This is a genomic window from Pseudomonas cremoris, assembly GCF_014230465.1.
The window spans coordinates 17,592-33,619 of sequence record NZ_JAAXCY010000010.1 but is presented as its reverse complement, the minus strand read 5'-3'; the positions used below and the strand labels follow the sequence as shown (position 1 = coordinate 33,619).

The following is a 16,028-nucleotide window of genomic DNA, read 5'->3' as shown; positions in this document are numbered from 1 at the left end:
AATGGAGACGTTTCCTACTGGAACTGGCGACTGTACCGATGCGGCCATCACTGGTGAAGGCATCAGGGCACTTGCTATAAAACGGGCTACTTCTTTTCGGGGGTGTTGCTATGTCTTTATTGGATTTGCTGTTCGGTAAACCAACGCAGGATGATTGGGAGCGGGTAAAAGACGTCAAATCACGTAAAACCTGGAAAATCGTACAAGGTGGTATCGGCCTTGACGCAGCCGAAGTCGTGGAATCACAAGGCTACCGGGATGCTTTTCGCCAAGTACGTCAAATGGAGGCTGAAGATTCATGGGCCTGCTGATCATTCTGCCTTTCTTGATCAGCGGCTATATCGTCTTCATAAGACACCCCTTTTACTACTTGCGCCTGCACCGTTTTCAGGGGCAATTGCTTTATCTGCAGGTAGCGAGAATGGGAATGACATGCCTGATCGTCGCGACCCTTTTGAGTACCGTTTTTATTGTGTTGTCAAAACAGAAGGTATCTGTCGCAGGCTATGACGTTGCGACGGATTACAGCAGTTATTTGGGCGCCCTGTTGATTCAGTTAGATGTTGCCAATGAGAAGAACTGCGCGTTATGGGTATTTCTGCTGCAAGTCGGGCTCACCACCATGCTTATCCCATTATTCTGGGCGCGCCTATACGTGTACGCCAGGAAGAAGAAACTGCAACTGGAAACAGACGCGCAGTTCTACTACCTGCTTTCATTGGGTGTTCTTGAAGGCACGCCATTCAGAATCCTGTTGAGAGAATCCATCGTGCAATGTACTCCCTGCATGTTCAGCTTGAACGACCGTAAGGTCTACGTAGGGATTGTTTTATTCGCAGGCACACCCACTGAGTCAGAAGGTATTGACCATGCCTTTACGCTGATCCCCTTGCTCAGCGGCTACCGCGACAAGGACACACTGGAAGTTTCCCTTAATACCCACTATGCAAACACAACCAGCCCCCACCCCATCATGCTGATCCAGGAAAACATTGTTTCCGCCACCCACTTCGACTTCACTACTTGGAACACCTTCAAGTCCCGTAAAAACCGTACACAACGGCATAGCCAGACCTATCAGCACCGCTCTGCCCGACCTATAAAAGCCATACAGGCCTGCGCTTGAAACGCACATGCGCGCTCAACCCAACTCAACACAAAACTCTTGCTGACACTTGCATTCATGACTTGCGGTAAAAACTCCTTTTCGGCTTAGACGGTTTTTCCGAAGGAACGACGGGCGGATACTCGACTCCATTGTTCACACGCCCTTCTGGAGTTACTGATGTCTACCCCCACGCAAAACATCCCAGCCTTTGGTCTCGGCACTTTCCGTCTGCAAGGCCAGGTGGTGATGGATTCCGTCAGCACCGGCCTGGAACTGGGCTACCGGGTCATCGACACCGCGCAGATCTACGAGAACGAGGCCGACGTTGGCCAAGCCATCGCCAATAGCGGCGTCCCACGTGATGAGCTGTTTATCACCAGCAAGATCTGGATCGCCAACTTCGCCGATGGCCTGTTGATTCCAAGTCTCAAAGAGAGCCTGCGCAAGCTCAAGACCGACTACCTGGACCTGACCCTGATCCACTGGCCATCGCCTGAAGACCAGGTACCCGTTGCCGAATTCATGGGACAGCTCCTGGAAGCCAAGCGCCTGGGCCTGACGCGCCAGATCGGGGTTTCCAATTTCACCATCGACCTTATGAAGCAGGCGATTGCCGCCATCGGCGCCGAAAACATCGCGACCAACCAGATCGAATTGCATCCCTACCTTCAAAACCAGAAGGTGGTGAACTTTGCCACCGATCACGGTATTCAGATCACCTCTTACATGACCCTGGCCTACGGCGAAGTGCTCAAGGACCCGGTGATCCAACAGATTGCCGAACGCCACCAGGCTACCCCGGCGCAAGTCACCCTGGCCTGGGCCATGCAACAGGGTTACGCGGTGATCCCTTCATCGACCAAGCGTGCCAACCTGGAAAGCAACCTCAAGGCCCCGCAACTGACCTTGAGCGCCGCCGACATGGCTCAAATTGCCGGCCTGGAACGCGGACACCGCTTGACCAGCCCCAAGGGCATCGCGCCGAAGTGGGACTAAACCCCGGCCACCGGCATGCGGGATAATTCCCGCAGCCACGGCAATACCCGCAGGCCACTGGCGGCCTCGGGCGGGTCGATGATATCCATGAAGTGTTCGAGGTTTACGTTGTCGGGCACGCCGGGCAGCCGTACCAGCACGGCCGGCGTTGCGCCGGCCCGCGCGCCCAGGTCCAAGTGATCGTAGACAAGCACGTGTCGCACCTGAGCTTGGGGTTCGCAGGCATGCTCGGTAAGCCCGGCATTGATGATCAGTACGTCAAACGGCTCCGCCGGGATGGCCGTGAGAATCTGGACCTCTTCGAAAGTCTGCACCGGGACAATCCGGTGGTACCCCAGTTGATTGAGCATTTTCTCGATGTACAGCCGTTGCAGGTGCTGTTCATCGGCAATCAGGATGGTCAGTGCTTTGTTCGGCATGGCAAACCCCTGGGCTGGCAGCGCTCGTCAGTGAGCGAGGTCCATTTTCCAGACATATGCCGACGAAAAAATCAGGCTTGTTCCCCTTCCATGTAGGAGTTCTCCCAAAACTCACCGGATGGAGGTCTACTTTGTCATGCCGTGTTGCAATACCCTTCCAAGCTGCGGTGTAACTCATCAATGGCCACGCCTACCGCATCGGCAGTAGCGCCCAATGCAACAAGATCCCGTCGCTCACACACGCTTTCCAACGCTTCGCAACAGACGATCAACGCCTTCGCCTTGACCATCCGCGCGCCACCTTTGGCGCGATGGCCCAAGTCATGCAACTTGGCAAAATCCGCCTGGCTTAACAGCGCTGGCAGCAAAGCCTGATCCTCCTTGAGACTGTCAAGCAATGGCACCAGCAACTCGTTAAGCGCGGCGCGATCATTCCCGGTCAGCGTGATGAGGGAACTCAAGTCAAACAGCGGTTCAGCTTCATCGCTTGCCACTGCGCCAGTCCGCGAGGCCAATGCCAAGCGCAAGTCTTCCAGCCCTGTGGGTTTGAACAGGCAACCGTCCATGCCCGCTCGCCGGCAGCGTTCGGCCTCTTCTGGCTGAGCATTCGCGGTGAAACCCAGCAACAGGCACGGCTCCATTCCACGCAAGCGCTCTTGTACACGAATATCACGCGCCAGCGCGTAACCGTCCATGAGGGGCATATTGCAATCGGTGATAACACCTTCGAAATGCCCGGCCTGCCACAGTGCCAGCCCTTGTACTCCGTCTTCAGCGGTGACGATGTGGTGCCCCAGAAAGTTCAGCTGCCGCGCCAGCAAAAGGCGGTTGGCCGGGTAGTCGTCCACCACCAGGATGTTTAGCCCACGCGCGGGTGGATGGTATGGCAGCGGTGAATGGGCCGGCCCCGCAGAGGCCTGCTCCAGCGTCAATGTCACGTCCACCCGCGTGCCCTTGCCCAGTACACTGCTCAAATGCAGTTGGCCGCCCATCATCTTGCACAGGCTTCGGCTGATCACCAAGCCCAGTCCCGACCCGCTACGCGCCGACTGCTCATTGTTGCTGCCCTGGGTAAACGGGTTGAACAAACGTTGTTGGTCCTCGGCACTGATGCCAATACCGGTGTCTTCCACCCATAACCTCAAACTCAACTGTTCGCCCGCCGACGACGGCGCTCCTTCAGCGCCCAGGCGCACGACACCGGTGCCGGTAAACTTGATCGCATTGCCCAGCAAATTCGACACGACCTGCTTGAGACGCATAGGATCGATCAGCACCGTTTGATCGATCATCGGGTCAAGCTCTACTTGCAAGACCAGGCCCTTGTCTCGTGCCAACCCTTCGAACACCCGCGCCACCGAGGCCAGCAGCTCTCGCAAGTTTGAAGGCTCCAGGGTCAGGGACAAATGGCCGGATTCGATGCGTGCAATATCGAGAATATCGCCGATCAACTCCAACACACTGCGGGAGGCCACCGACGCCACTTCCAGCGCATCTCGGTCAGCTCGGCCCTGTTCGGCATTTTTCAGGGCCAACTCAATCATGCCAATCACCGCATTCATCGGTGTGCGGATCTCGTGGCTCATGGTCGCCAAAAACGTGGTCTTGGCCCGATTAGCCGCGTCAGCTTCCTCCTTGGCCTCCTGAAGCTGGCCCAGCAAGTGCTGGCGTTCGCTTACGTCGACCCACCCGGCGATCATACCCACCACCTTCTCGTCACCATCACGGTACGGCAGCATCCACTGGTAGATGGTCAGCACGTCGCCATTGGGTAACTTGAGCACACGATCATGGATCTGCGGCTCGCCCCGCTCCATCAAGCGCAGGTAATCGGCATGGTACGACTGGGCCTGCGGCGGGTTACCGGTGTCGGTTTCCACCACGGTCCTGCCGATCACGTCTTCGAGCTTAAAGCCGAACACATCAAGGTAGGCGTTGTTGCAGGCCATTAACCGCCCTTGGCGATCACGCACGTAAATTGGATGGGGCGTGCCATCGATCAACACGCTCATAAAGCGCATCTGGTCACTCAAGGCCCTTTCAGCCTGGATACGCTTGTGAATCAAGTTGCGCAGATAGAACACCCACCCCAGGGTGACCAACAGCAGCAATGCCGCCAAGACAAACCCTTGGATAATCACGTTACGGTGACGCTTCCAGTAACTGTCCTCGATGAGGATTTCGCTGCGCCAATGGTTGGTCATCTCATCCATCTCTTCGGGTGTGATGCTTAACAGCGCCTTATCGAGGATTGAGTACAGCTCCAACTGGCTACGGTTCACACCAAAGGTAATCCGGGCAGGGTCCGTGCCGACGGTGCTGGTGATACGCAGGCGATCACGGTAATTACGCGCAATCATGTAGCGCGCGCTGATAAGCGACATGACCGTCGCGTCGACACTGCCTTTGGCAACCGCCTCCATTGCTTGCTCGGGGTTTTCAACGTCAACAAACTCGATGCCGGGATAGTCCCGGGAAATTTGCGCCGCAAGGCTGTTGCCGCCGATGAATGCCAGGCGTTTTGCGGTCATGTCTTCAAGGGTAACCACGCGCTCGTCGTCGCTACGCACCACCAGTACATAGGGATTGGACAAATAAGGCCGGGTAAAACGCAGCTTTTCAGTACGTTCGACACTGGGGGTAATCACCGCCAGCATGTCCGCCTGGCCGGTGCTGACCGCATCGATTTGCCTGGGCAGTGAACTGCCTTGCATCACGTCAAACTTCAAGCCGGTGCGAAGGCTGATACGCGACAACACCTCGGCGCTCAAGCCTTCGAACTGGCCTTGCTCGTTGAAGAATGACAGTGGCACAAACTTGTCGAGCACCGCTACTTTCACCAATGGATGCTTTTCCATCCAGCGCTGCTCACTGACACTCAAACGCAATCGGTCGGCTTCCAGGTAACCACTGCCGCCCGCACTCCAACGTCGCAGGATCTCCAACTGTTGGTTGGCAGGAATTGCAGCCAGCGCAGCGTTAATGATCATCAGCAGCCGAGTATTTTCCTTGGTCAAGGCGAAGCCAAACGGGTTGACTTCAAGCGCGGAAAAGTCCGCCATGCGCACGTTATTGAGATGGTTCTTGTTTATCAGGTAACGGGTGCTGATGGCATCGCCCAGATAAACGTCCGCCTGGCCAAAGGCCACAGCACCGATCGCTTCAAATGTCGAGGCAAACAACAGCAACTTCGCACCAGGGTAAAAGGCCCGAACGGTACCAGGTTGCATGTAGTGGTAGAGCATCGCTACGCGTTTGCCGGCCAGGTCAATGTTCAATGAATGACTGTCACCCGCACGGGTCACCAGCACAGGTTGATCATTGGCGTAAGAGCGCGACAGTTTCAACTCTCGGTCGGCCGCCTCATAACCATTGGCCGAACCCAGGAAATCCAGGGTGCCCAACTTGAGTGCAGCGATCACCTCATCACGAGTGTCGTAACGCTGAACGTCGATGGGGATGTTCAGGATCAGGCTGATCAACCTTGCATAGTCAGCGGTGATACCTTCGAAATCGTCGTTATTGTTGCTCATGTCGAACGGAGCGTAATCGGGTGCCGACACCCCCATCACCAATCGGCGCCGCTCACGCAGCCAACGCCAGTCAGCTTCATCAAGTTCTACGGTGGGGTTTTCAAGGGTGGAATGGCCCAGTAGGCGCAAGGGGTGCGGTTCATCCAGAGCCATCGCCACGCAGGGCAACAGCCCGATCAGCAGGATGGCTGTGAGTTTTGCCAGCCAAGGGGTAGCCATTTCAGATCAGATGGTTGCGCTGGGCGAACTTGGACAAGTGCACCACCGAAGACATGTGCAGCTTTTCCTTGAGCCGGGTCTTGTAGGTACTGATGGTTTTGTGACTCAAGAGCATATCTTCGGCGATTTCCTTGTTACCCAATCCCAGAGCCAACTTTTGCAGCACCGTCAACTCGCGGTCCGACAGGGAGTCCACCAGCGCCTGCTCCGTGGTCTGCAGATCATCGCGCCGCACCGAGCTGGTGGGCAGGCTTGGGAAACAACTGTAGTTGGACATCACTGCCTTTATCGCCTTTTGCAGCTCATCCAGCTCGCCCGTCTTGGCCACAAAGCCCATGGCTCCCGCACGCATGCAGCGAGTAGAGAAAAACACCGCCAGATACGAGGTGAGCACCAGAATCTTGCAAGGTAGCTCCAGGGCCTTGATCCGGCTGATCACCTCCAACCCACCTAGCTTGGGCATCGCCAGGTCGAGGATGACGAGCTCTGGGCGCTCTTCGCGGGCGATCTGCATGGCGTCTGCGCCGTTGCCCGCCTCAAAAACCGTATCGAAACCTTCCTGCTTCAACAGGTACTTCACGGTGGCGCGTATAAAAGGGTGATCGTCCACTATTAAAGCTTTGTTGCTCATAAGACTCCCCTGGGAGGATCAGTACGCTTACACATCACGCGGGACCTATCTACCTGTGAGAAGTAACAGTTCCGACAAACGGTGCTAATTACTCTGCATAACACTTCAGGCAGTACAGGCCCCTCCACTTGAAAAACACGATAACCACGTAAAGCCGCACCCGGGTTGCTGAGCAGGCGCAAGCGCGCAACCTTAACAACGGCGTGTTCTTTCAAATGAAGGGATAGTCTCGAATGTTTGTAGGACTTTTCCCCGATAAAGCATAGTCAGCTTTGCGCAATGCACAGCGGGCTGTGGGGGTCAGTCGGTCGTACTTGGACTCCAGAATGCCTGCACCACCAGGGTCGACACCGAGATTCGCGCCACCAATGCATCCAGTTCGTCACCGTCCACCGACGTCACCGCCAGGGTAGCTTCGATTTCTACTTCCTCAGTGCCAAACGGCCGTACATCTACATCACTGGCCGGATAGTTGCAGCGCGCCAGCTCGGCCTCCAACAAAGCCAAGACGGCCTTTTGCTGAGTACGTCGGGCGATGACATACAGAATGTTGGTAACTTCCGCCGATACTACGTCCAGCGGCTGACGGTTGATGTTATTGACGATCGGCCGCAACAGTGTGTTCGCCGCCAGCACAAACAACGTGCCCAGCAGCGCCTCCAGGATCAGGTCGGCACCGGCGCAGGCCCCCACCGCGGCAGACGCCCAAAGCGTGGCCGCCGTGTTGAGCCCGCGCACATTGCCTTCTTCACGCATGATCACGCCCGCCCCGAGGAAACCGATGCCCGACACCACGTACGCCACCACGCGCACCGCGCCTTCCGCACCACCCAAGCGATTGGCCATGTCGACAAAAATCGCCGCGCCCACCGCCACCAGTACGTTGGTACGCAAGCCAGCCGTACGTTGACGGTATTGACGTTCGAAACCGATCAGCCCACCGAGAATAAACGCGGCCGTGAGGCTGACCAGGGTATCGACCAAGGAGTTGAGGTTGATGTTGTTGATTGCTTGCATAGGAAATATTCCCTGTTCATTGCCAGCCAAACTACGGAGAGGGAAGCCTTTCGCTACGCCGGTTCCACAGGCACAGTCGGTTAGGCCCACCCGCCTCGAAAGGCAGGCGCGTCCGTAGCATCCAGAGGGTCACTCAGGTGCTGGTCAGCGTCGATGAGAGGGGATCAAGACAGGGCCAGAACTGGCCGCTGCGGTGATACCGCTTCTCGCTTTTTTTGGCGAGACAACGGCATCGGGAGAATGCGCGTTACCTTGCCAAGCCTGTGCCGGCTACTGGGACCGGCCTACAACTGTCACTTGAACAAGTAGCCACTGGGGCCTCCGCTAATAATGAAATCGCGCGAAGCTTACGCTTCGGTTACAGGGGAGTAAACCGTAGGAAATTCTCCCGGTGCGCAATGACCGGATTCTTCAGGACGGGTTCAGGTACTGCTTTGCGAATACACCTTCATCAAAAATGTAGTGAGCGGGCAGTGGGGACCTAGGGAGGGGTCAATCGACGATCCTGAGTTTCACTTGTGCGCCATCCGGTAAGTCCTTGATCTGCAGCGCCAGGTCACCGCTGAACCGAACCTGCTCGACATGATCCAGCCGCCTTACATTGTCGATGCCATACGCACCGCCTAACACCGGCGAAACCACAAAATGATAAACCTGGCCTGGCAACAGCGGCCCCAGCGCTGCCTCGGCCTGCTCCACCATCGGTTGCAGGTACCAGTCATGCAAGAACGCCTGATCCCTGGAAACTTCGTCCAACGCTTCACGGGTTTGCGCAATCACTTCGCAGGAAAATGCCTCAGGGCACAACCGCCAATAGCGGCCCTGCCCGTCCTTGATCATCAGGTTGCCAAACGCCGTAGCACCCACCACCTCAACAGGGTCAATGCCGCACCAACCCCAACTGTCACGTATCGCCTGAATCATCTGCATGCCGCCTCCTTGCACCGAAAAACTTCAATCATCCCGCGTCAGTACTTCCAACAACTCAATCTCAAAACGCAAATTGCTGTTGGGCTTGATATGCGCGCCCATTGACCGTTCGCCATAAGCCAAATGCGCCGGTACGAACAGCGTACGCACGCCACCAACCTGCATACCCATCAGCCCCTGGTCCCAACCCTTGATGACACGGCCAGTGCCGATGACGCATTGGAACGGCTTACCACGCTCCCAGGAGGAGTCGAACACAGTGCCGTCTTCCAAAGTGCCGGTGTATTGAGTGGTGATCAGCGCGCCCTTGACCACGGTTTTGCCGTCGCCCAGGCGGATGTCGGTGATCTGGAGTTCATCGTTGCTCATGGGAATCTCGTTGGATGCGCAAAGGGTGGGGTTTTCCCAGAATTGGGTGGGTTTGGCAAGTGCACCAATCCACTGGTGCATCCGCACTACGGGGTTGGGCAATTGCTCTGCACTATCCTCAACCCTAAGTGTCGTACTCCCATAAGCGCCCACGCCAGGAGACTCTATGACTCAGGATGTACTCACCAAGGAAACCAACCGCCGACAACTGCAGCAGATCATCTCCGGGTTGTCTGACGGCGTGATCCTGGCCGAGGTCGATCAAACCATCCTGTGGGCCAATGAGGCCGCACTGTCTATGCATGGCGTTGGCGATGTGATGGGGCTCGGTGCCAATGGGCAGCAATATGCTGAGCGTTTCGCCCTGCGTTATCGAAACAATCATCCGGTTTTGTCGGAAAACTACCCGCTGGCGCGTGCGGCGATGAGTGATGAGTTCAGCGACGTGGTGGTGGAAGTCACCCCGACTGCCGACCCGGATAGAACCTGGGTCCATCGCCTGCGCAGCTTGGTGATCACCGATTCCAAGGGTGAGCCGGAGTTGCTGGTGTTGATCCTCAGCGACGCCACTGAATGGGCCAGCGCCGAGCAGCGCTTCGAGAAGACGTTCAACGCCAACCCAGCACCCGCTGTGATCTGCCGCCTGAGCGACCTGCGTTACATCAAGGTCAACCAAGGCTTTCTGGAAATGACCGGCTACAACCGCGACCAGGTCATCGGCAAATCCGTCTATGAACTGGATGTGCTGGAACAGGCCGAACGCAAGGACCTGGCCATCCAGCGCCTGGGCGAAGGCGCGACCATCCCGCAGATGCAGGCCGAACTGCGCCTGCCCGAAGGCGGTAGCAAACTGGTGATTGTCGCCGGCCAGCCGTTGGACATGAACGAGGAAGACTGCATGCTGTTCTCCTTCATGGACCTGGAACCTCGGCGCAAGGCGGAAATTGCCCTGCGCCAGAGTGAGGAGCGCTTTGCCAAGTCGTTCCGCCTCACGCCCGTGCCCACCCTGGTATGCAGCGCCGACAACCGCCAGGTGGTGGACATCAACGAAGCCTTCATGAGCATCACCGGCTATACCAGCGAGGAACTGATCGGCAAAGCGATCGAAGACATCGACTTTATCGACAGCCCCCAGGCGGGCGCGCAGTTGTTCGCTACCCTGGAAAAAGCCGGCAACCTCGAGGGCCAGGACCTCAAGGTGCGTAAAAAAGGTAACGAAGTGATCGACTGCGTAGTCTCCGCCGACACCGTGATCATCCAGGACGTGCCCTGTTACCTGTTGGTGATGATGAACATCACCGAACGCAAACGCTCGGAGCTGGAGCTGGTGGCGGCCATCGAGGAAGTGATGCAGGACGCCTCCTGGTTCAGCCAGACGCTGATCGAAAAACTGGCCAACGCCAAGAGCGTGAACAGTCCTAATTTACCCAACGTGGCCTTCACCGACCTCACCGCTCGCGAGCGTGATGTGCTGGGTTTGATCTGCGAAGGGCTGGCCGACAAAGAGATCGCCTCGCGCCTGAAACTCGCGCCCAACACCGTGCGTAACCACGTGGCCACGGTGTACTCCAAGCTGGGGGTGCACAGCCGCAGTGCCGCCATCGTCTGGGCCCGTGAACGCGGGCTGTTTGCTGGTGAACTGCGCCTCAAGAAGTAATCAATACAAGTGCAAATGCACTAGTGTGGCTAGTGCGAATTCGCCTTATGACGCCGCAACCCAGTGCTTAACCTTCAAGGGTCGAAACTTATGCCCTGAAGGAACCAGCATGTTTACCCTCTCACAACTGCGAAATTGCATCGAAGAAGGCCTGTCGCCGCTGACGTGTGAGTTCACCCTGTGCCGGGACGCGTCCCTGACCCTCAAGGTCTTCGACGCGCAAACCGGTCGGGTTGACCTGGTGGTGACGGGGATCAGCACCAACCGGCTGCAGACCCCGCAAGAAGTGGAAACGATGGTGGAAGAGTTGCGCTACGAACTGCAAAGCAACAACGTCGGCAAGCTCACGCTGGATGACTGGCCTTCAACGACGCCCCAATGAAATAAAACACCCCGCCCCCGACGATGAACGCCCCCAGCATGTAGAACATGTAGTGGGCCGGCAGGCTGGCAAGCACCAGCCCACACAGTACCGGCCCCAGGGCAGCACCCAGGTTGGACAGGTTCTGCGCGCCGTAGTACATGCCGCGCAGGTGGTCCGGGGCGATGCGATCGATGAACATGTACTCCGCCGGGAACACAATGATCTCCCCTACCGTGAACACCGCCATCGCCAGCACCCACCACAGCACGCTGGTGGACAAGGCAAAGCCGATCAGCCCGAGCATGAACATGCTCAGGCCCGCGATCAGCCATTGGCCCAGGTAGCGATGGGAGATCCGCCGGCCAATCACGTACTGCAACGCAATCACCAGTACCGCGTTGGTCGTCAGCACAGCACTGACCACGGTGTAGGTGTATTCGGCGGTGGTGGTGGTCACCAGGTACTGCGACAGCCACGCAGTGAACTGGCCGAACACCACGGCACTGAGCACCCCGCCGAGGGTGAAGCACACCAGGCGCCGATCCCGGAGCAACACGCGCCCCACCGCAAGGAACGGCACCGGCTTCTGCGTGGCATCCACGGTGGCCAGGGTTCGGTCACCCCAACGCCAATACAGCAGGAAAAAACCCACCCCCAACAGCGCCGACAGTATGAACGGCAGGCTGATATCCAACTTGGCCACCATCGCCCCAAAAAACGGGCCCACGGCATAGCCGATATTGGTCAAGGTGTACTTGATGGAAAACACTTCGCTGCGCGCATCTTCGGGCAACAGGCTGGCAAAACCGGCCTTGACCGCGATATCGATCACGGCGTACGCCAAATTGATCAGAATCAGGCAGCTGTAGAACGCCCAGATATTCTGCGCGAGTACCGTGCCGATAAAGCCCAGTGCAAACAACACCGTCAGGCCGAGCAATAGCCGGTAACTGTTGATGCGGTCGACGAGAAAACCGCCGTACACACTGAGCAATGAACCCACGATCAACGAACTGCCGATCACCAGGCCGACTTGGGTAATGTCCAAGGCAAAGTGGCGGGTGAGGTAGATAACGAGGTAGGGAAAAGTGATTGCCTTGGCCAACGTCAGCAACAACGTGGCGGACAGCAACAGGTTCACAGTGCGGGGATAGTTTCTTATTGTGGCAAGCATCCTGCTCTCTTTCTTTTAAGGTAACGCGGCCTCTACAGCCGGCTACCTTAACTCAGGAACAGGGAGGAAATACAAAGTCATTTCTTGACGGGGGTTATCTCGAGAATCGTGCCGTTGGTCGTCTTGAGCAGCACGAATTTATCCCCCACCCGCGCCCATTGGCTGTCAGCCTCCGGCTGCTTGAGGCCACGCTTTTTCCAATCGCTGACGGCCGACTCCTTGCGCATCAGGATATCCGGGGCGCGGTCGCCTTCTTTCAAGTCACGGGTGTTGATGCTCGAAGGCTGCACGGTTTCCTGAGGGGTATCACCCGCCTGCACGACGAAACTGGCGGTGGACAGGCTGGTAGCGAGCAACAGGCAAGCGGCTAGGGATTTTGATTTCATGGGTGCTCCTTCAATAAGTGATGCGTACCCAAATTCGGACCACTGCCGCACACAATCATTCAACACAAGTGTCTCAGCCAGCCCGAATTGTCCCATTGCCTATATGAAATAAATCCTGTAATTTTTCATGAAATTATTCGACATAAATTTCATGACCCCACAAGAAGAACTCGCCACCCTCGCCGCCCTGATCCACGACCTGCGCAAGCACAAGAAGCTCACCCTCGCCCAACTCGCACAAAAAATCGAGCGTTCGGTGGGCTTCCTGTCCCAGGTAGAGCGAGGGCTGTCGCGCCCAACCGTGGCGGATTTGACCGCCATCAGCCACGCCCTCGACGTCCCCACGACCTATTTCTACAGCCAGCCCAAACCCAAGGCGGTGGACTGGATTACTCGTCCCAACGAGCGGCGCACGGTGTATTACGCCAACGGCATCACCGACATTCTCGTCTCGCCGAGCATGAACGGCGCCTTCTCGATGCTCGACAGCCTGTTGGCCCCCGGTGCCAACAGCGGTGAACACACCATGAGCGACCGCGCCGAGCAGGCCGGTTTTGTGCTGGAAGGCGAATTGACGCTGTGGGTCGAGGGCGAGGCCGATTCGGTCACCCTCGGCCCAGGCGACAGTTTTCACCTGGCCAGCTTCGCCCATTGCCGCTACGCCAACCTGACCGATCTGCCCGCCCGCGTGCTGTGGGTTTACAACTAGGAGCTGCACCCGTGAAAAGCCATTCCTCAACGTTGCTGGCCGAAGTACGGACCTTTCGCCAGAACCATCCTGACGTGCGTTATGTCGACCTGATCGCCCTGGACATTCCGGGGCATTTCTACGGCAAGCGCTACCCGGTGGAGATGCTCGAAAAAGTCGCCGCCGGCAGCCCCCTGAAATTGCCGCAGAACGCGGTGTTGCTGGGCGTCCAGGGCGGGTTGTTCAAGATCGGCGATTACTGCTTCAACGACGGCGACCCGGATGCCAACCGTCGCCTGGTGCCGGGTACGCTCAAGCCGGTGACTTGGGAATCGCAGCCGCTCGGCCAGATGCTGATTACCTCGGACGGCACCGAAACCCCCATCGAATTTGAACCCCGCGAAGTGCTGGCCAAGGTGCTGGAACGCCTGCACCACAAGGGCATTCACCCGGTGGTGGCGTTTGAGCTGGAGTTCTACCTGTTCGACAAAAAACTCGAAGACGGCCTCCCGCAATTTGCCCGCGACCCGTTGAGCGGCGATGCCGATGACCAGCCCAACCTGCACATCGAACGCCTGTCGCGTTTCAGCGAAGTGCTGGACGATATGGCGCAAACCGCCAAGGACCAGGGCATTGATATCACGGTGATCACCGCCGAAATCGGACCCGGCCAATTCGAGATCAATTTCGGTCATTTGGACGACGGTATGCGCGCCGCCGACTGGGCTGCCCTGTTCTGCCGCAGCACCCGAGGCGTTGCGCTCAAGCATGGGTACCGTGCCAGTTTCATGGCCAAGCCTTACCTGCAATATCCCGGCAGCGGCATGCATGTGCATGTCAGCCTGTATGACGGCGCCGGCAACAACTTGCTCGCCGCGCACCAGCAGCAACCGTTGCGTCACGCGGTGGCCGGTTGCCTGGAGTTGCTGCCCCACTGCATGCCGATCTTCTCGCCGAACCACAACGCCTTCCGCCGTCTGGGCGGTACCGTCAACGCGGCGACCCGCGCCAGCTGGGGCTTTGAAGACCGCGACGCGTGCGTGCGCATCCCCGAATCCGACCCGCGCAACCTGCGCATCGAACATCGCCTGGCCAGTGCCGATGCCAACCCGTACCTGGTGCTGGCGGCGATCCTCGTTGGTTTGGAGCACGGCCTTGAAACCAAGCGCGAGCCCATCACCCCGCTGAACGAAGACCGCAGCAGCGGCACCGACTTTCCCCTGGAAATGCTCGACGCCGTACGCGCCATGCAGCATCAACCGGTATTGCGCGATAAGCTGGGTGCCGAATTTGTCGACGTGTACTGCGAGAACAAACGCCAGGATCACTTGGCCTTCCAGCAAGAGATCCATGCGCGGGAATATCGCTGGTTTCTCTAACTCAACCATGGAATCACCGATGACCGACCAAAGCACCCCGGCCCTCAAGGAAATCTTCAACGTCGAACGCCTGCAACACATCGCCACTGAAATGACCACGGTGTACCCGGCGTTCGATGCAAAGGGCTTCCTCAAGCATGCCAAGGCTGGATTGGCCGAATTGTCGGTGATGCAGCGCATGGCGCGGGTCAGCGAGAGCCTGCACGCGGTGATCCCACTCGATTACCCGCAGACCCTGAAGTTGCTTTACGCCCTGGCACCGCGTTTGAACAGCAGCTTTGTCAGCCTGTTTCTGCCGCACTTTGTGGCGAGTTACGGCCTTGGGGATTTCAAGCGCTCCATGGCCGCACTCAACTACTTCACCACGTTTGGCTCTGCCGAATTCGCTATCCGCCACTTTCTACTGCACGACTTCCAACGCACCCTCGCCGTGATGCAAACGTGGTCGCTGGACGACAACGAACACGTGCGCCGCCTGGCCAGCGAAGGCTCGCGACCACGCTTGCCGTGGTCATTTCGCCTGGCCGACATACAGGCCAACCCCGAGCTGTGCGCGTCGATCCTCGACAACCTCAAGGCCGACCCCAGCCTGTATGTGCGCAAGTCGGTGGCCAACCACCTCAACGACGTCACCAAGGACCACCCAGACTGGGTGCTCACCCTCATCGAAGGTTGGTCCCTGGACAACCCGCACACCGCATGGATCGCCCGCCACGCCCTGCGCAGCCTGATCAAACAAGGCAACACCCGTGCACTGACGATCATGGGTGCCGGGGCCAAGGCCGAGGTGAAACTTCATCAGTTGAGCGTGACACCGGCCGTGATCAATCTGGGGGAGCGGATCAACCTGTCGTTCAGCCTGGAATCCACGGCCCTCACGGCGCAAAAGCTGGTAGTGGATTACGCCATCGACTATGTGAAAAGTGCCGGGCACAGTGCGAACAAGGTGTTCAAGCTCAAGGCTTTTAAACTGGGTGCAGGAGAGCAGCAACACATTCGGCGCGAGCAGCATATTCGCGACATGACCACGCGCAAACACTACCCCGGCAGGCATGTAGTGCATGTGTTGGTAAATGGGGAAAGGCTGGGCAGCGCGGAGTTTGAATTGCGGGCCTGACACCATGCATTGAACCCACGCAGATCCAATGTGGGAGCGGG

The 16,028-nt window shown here is 57.7% G+C and carries 16 protein-coding genes; 8 read left to right on the top strand and 8 right to left on the bottom strand.

Annotated features, from left to right (window positions below):
- Positions 1 to 110 precede the first annotated feature (110 nt).
- The 3 genes from HF257_RS23305 to dkgB all read left to right on the top strand — a co-directional run bounded on the left by HF257_RS23305 (position 111) and on the right by dkgB (position 2,104).
- Positions 111 to 311 carry a hypothetical protein gene (locus HF257_RS23305; protein ID WP_185710545.1) on the top strand — a complete coding sequence of 67 codons (201 nt, stop codon included), beginning with the start codon at positions 111 to 113 and terminating at the stop codon, positions 309 to 311.
- Positions 299 to 1,126, top strand: a complete 828-nt coding sequence (locus HF257_RS23300; RefSeq protein ID WP_185710546.1) for a hypothetical protein — start codon at positions 299 to 301, stop codon at positions 1,124 to 1,126. The genes HF257_RS23305 and HF257_RS23300 overlap by 13 nt, the downstream gene beginning before the upstream one ends.
- A 159-nt stretch (positions 1,127 to 1,285) precedes the next feature.
- Positions 1,286 to 2,104 carry a 2,5-didehydrogluconate reductase DkgB gene (gene dkgB / locus HF257_RS23295; RefSeq protein ID WP_185710547.1) on the top strand — a complete coding sequence of 273 codons (819 nt, stop codon included), beginning with the start codon at positions 1,286 to 1,288 and terminating at the stop codon, positions 2,102 to 2,104.
- Here the strand turns inward: dkgB and HF257_RS23290 are convergent.
- The 6 genes from HF257_RS23290 to HF257_RS23265 all read right to left on the bottom strand — a co-directional run bounded on the left by HF257_RS23290 (position 2,101) and on the right by HF257_RS23265 (position 9,222).
- Complete coding sequence (locus HF257_RS23290) at positions 2,101 to 2,523, bottom strand: ANTAR domain-containing protein (protein WP_185710548.1); 423 nt, start codon at positions 2,521 to 2,523, stop codon at positions 2,101 to 2,103. The genes dkgB and HF257_RS23290 overlap by 4 nt on opposite strands.
- A 134-nt stretch (positions 2,524 to 2,657) precedes the next feature.
- Positions 2,658 to 6,275: a transporter substrate-binding domain-containing protein gene (locus HF257_RS23285; RefSeq protein ID WP_185710549.1), complete on the bottom strand. Its 3,618-nt coding sequence runs from the start codon at positions 6,273 to 6,275 to the stop codon at positions 2,658 to 2,660.
- Position 6,276: 1 nt separating this feature from the next.
- Positions 6,277 to 6,906 (bottom strand): response regulator transcription factor, encoded by a 630-nt coding sequence (locus tag HF257_RS23280; protein ID WP_185710550.1) that lies wholly within the window; start codon positions 6,904 to 6,906, stop codon positions 6,277 to 6,279.
- Between the two features lie 300 nt (positions 6,907 to 7,206).
- A complete protein-coding gene (locus HF257_RS23275) occupies positions 7,207 to 7,923 on the bottom strand; it encodes an MgtC/SapB family protein (protein ID WP_185710551.1) in 717 nt (238 codons plus the stop codon).
- Between the two features lie 492 nt (positions 7,924 to 8,415).
- The gene (locus HF257_RS23270; protein WP_185710552.1) at positions 8,416 to 8,853 is read right to left on the bottom strand and encodes a T6SS immunity protein Tdi1 domain-containing protein; all 438 of its coding nucleotides are present in this window, start codon (positions 8,851 to 8,853) and stop codon (positions 8,416 to 8,418) included.
- A gap of 24 nt (positions 8,854 to 8,877) precedes the next feature.
- Positions 8,878 to 9,222, bottom strand: coding sequence for an FKBP-type peptidyl-prolyl cis-trans isomerase (locus tag HF257_RS23265; RefSeq protein ID WP_185710553.1), 345 nt, complete (start codon positions 9,220 to 9,222; stop codon positions 8,878 to 8,880).
- Positions 9,223 to 9,388: 166 nt separating this feature from the next.
- Between HF257_RS23265 and HF257_RS23260 the strand changes: the two genes are divergently transcribed.
- Both HF257_RS23260 and HF257_RS23255 read left to right on the top strand, forming a co-directional pair.
- The gene (locus HF257_RS23260) at positions 9,389 to 10,879 is read left to right on the top strand and encodes a helix-turn-helix transcriptional regulator (protein ID WP_185710554.1); all 1,491 of its coding nucleotides are present in this window, start codon (positions 9,389 to 9,391) and stop codon (positions 10,877 to 10,879) included.
- A 109-nt stretch (positions 10,880 to 10,988) separates the two neighbouring features.
- A complete protein-coding gene (locus tag HF257_RS23255; RefSeq protein ID WP_185710555.1) occupies positions 10,989 to 11,261 on the top strand; it encodes a DUF1652 domain-containing protein in 273 nt (90 codons plus the stop codon).
- On the opposite strand, the gene HF257_RS23250 is transcribed toward HF257_RS23255, so the two are convergent.
- Together HF257_RS23250 and HF257_RS23245 are read right to left on the bottom strand one after the other, a co-directional pair.
- On the bottom strand, positions 11,224 to 12,417 hold the full coding sequence (locus tag HF257_RS23250) for an MFS transporter (protein WP_185710556.1): 1,194 nt from the start codon (positions 12,415 to 12,417) through the stop codon (positions 11,224 to 11,226). The genes HF257_RS23255 and HF257_RS23250 overlap by 38 nt on opposite strands.
- Positions 12,418 to 12,494: 77 nt before the next feature.
- On the bottom strand, positions 12,495 to 12,803 hold the full coding sequence (locus HF257_RS23245; protein WP_185710557.1) for an RcnB family protein: 309 nt from the start codon (positions 12,801 to 12,803) through the stop codon (positions 12,495 to 12,497).
- A 151-nt stretch (positions 12,804 to 12,954) separates the two neighbouring features.
- Between HF257_RS23245 and HF257_RS23240 the strand changes: the two genes are divergently transcribed.
- Genes HF257_RS23240 through HF257_RS23230 form a run of 3 tightly spaced genes read left to right on the top strand, consistent with a single transcriptional unit; the run spans position 12,955 to position 15,987 of the window.
- Entirely contained in the window at positions 12,955 to 13,512 is a 558-nt protein-coding gene (locus HF257_RS23240; protein ID WP_185710558.1) for a helix-turn-helix domain-containing protein, read from the top strand.
- Between the two features lie 11 nt (positions 13,513 to 13,523).
- The gene (locus HF257_RS23235) at positions 13,524 to 14,870 is read left to right on the top strand and encodes a glutamine synthetase family protein (protein WP_185710559.1); all 1,347 of its coding nucleotides are present in this window, start codon (positions 13,524 to 13,526) and stop codon (positions 14,868 to 14,870) included.
- A gap of 19 nt (positions 14,871 to 14,889) precedes the next feature.
- Positions 14,890 to 15,987, top strand: a complete 1,098-nt coding sequence (locus tag HF257_RS23230) for a DNA alkylation repair protein (protein ID WP_185710560.1) — start codon at positions 14,890 to 14,892, stop codon at positions 15,985 to 15,987.
- Positions 15,988 to 16,028 lie beyond the last annotated feature (41 nt).

Excerpts from the sequence above, each read along its gene's own strand:
- HF257_RS23250 (WP_185710556.1), bottom strand. The coding sequence starts at position 12,417 with ATGCTTGCCACAATAAGAAACTATCCCCGCACTGTGAACCTGTTGCTG.
- HF257_RS23240 (WP_185710558.1), top strand. The coding sequence starts at position 12,955 with ATGACCCCACAAGAAGAACTCGCCACCCTCGCCGCCCTGATCCACGAC.
- HF257_RS23300 (WP_185710546.1), top strand. The coding sequence starts at position 299 with ATGGGCCTGCTGATCATTCTGCCTTTCTTGATCAGCGGCTATATCGTC.
- HF257_RS23270 (WP_185710552.1), bottom strand. The coding sequence starts at position 8,853 with ATGCAGATGATTCAGGCGATACGTGACAGTTGGGGTTGGTGCGGCATT.
- HF257_RS23245 (WP_185710557.1), bottom strand. The coding sequence starts at position 12,803 with ATGAAATCAAAATCCCTAGCCGCTTGCCTGTTGCTCGCTACCAGCCTG.
- HF257_RS23255 (WP_185710555.1), top strand. The coding sequence starts at position 10,989 with ATGTTTACCCTCTCACAACTGCGAAATTGCATCGAAGAAGGCCTGTCG.
- HF257_RS23265 (WP_185710553.1), bottom strand. The coding sequence starts at position 9,222 with ATGAGCAACGATGAACTCCAGATCACCGACATCCGCCTGGGCGACGGC.
- HF257_RS23290 (WP_185710548.1), bottom strand. The coding sequence starts at position 2,523 with ATGCCGAACAAAGCACTGACCATCCTGATTGCCGATGAACAGCACCTG.
- HF257_RS23285 (WP_185710549.1), bottom strand. The coding sequence starts at position 6,275 with ATGGCTACCCCTTGGCTGGCAAAACTCACAGCCATCCTGCTGATCGGG.
- HF257_RS23230 (WP_185710560.1), top strand. The coding sequence starts at position 14,890 with ATGACCGACCAAAGCACCCCGGCCCTCAAGGAAATCTTCAACGTCGAA.
- HF257_RS23275 (WP_185710551.1), bottom strand. The coding sequence starts at position 7,923 with ATGCAAGCAATCAACAACATCAACCTCAACTCCTTGGTCGATACCCTG.
- HF257_RS23260 (WP_185710554.1), top strand. The coding sequence starts at position 9,389 with ATGACTCAGGATGTACTCACCAAGGAAACCAACCGCCGACAACTGCAG.
- dkgB (WP_185710547.1), top strand. The coding sequence starts at position 1,286 with ATGTCTACCCCCACGCAAAACATCCCAGCCTTTGGTCTCGGCACTTTC.
- HF257_RS23305 (WP_185710545.1), top strand. The coding sequence starts at position 111 with ATGTCTTTATTGGATTTGCTGTTCGGTAAACCAACGCAGGATGATTGG.
- HF257_RS23280 (WP_185710550.1), bottom strand. The coding sequence starts at position 6,906 with ATGAGCAACAAAGCTTTAATAGTGGACGATCACCCTTTTATACGCGCC.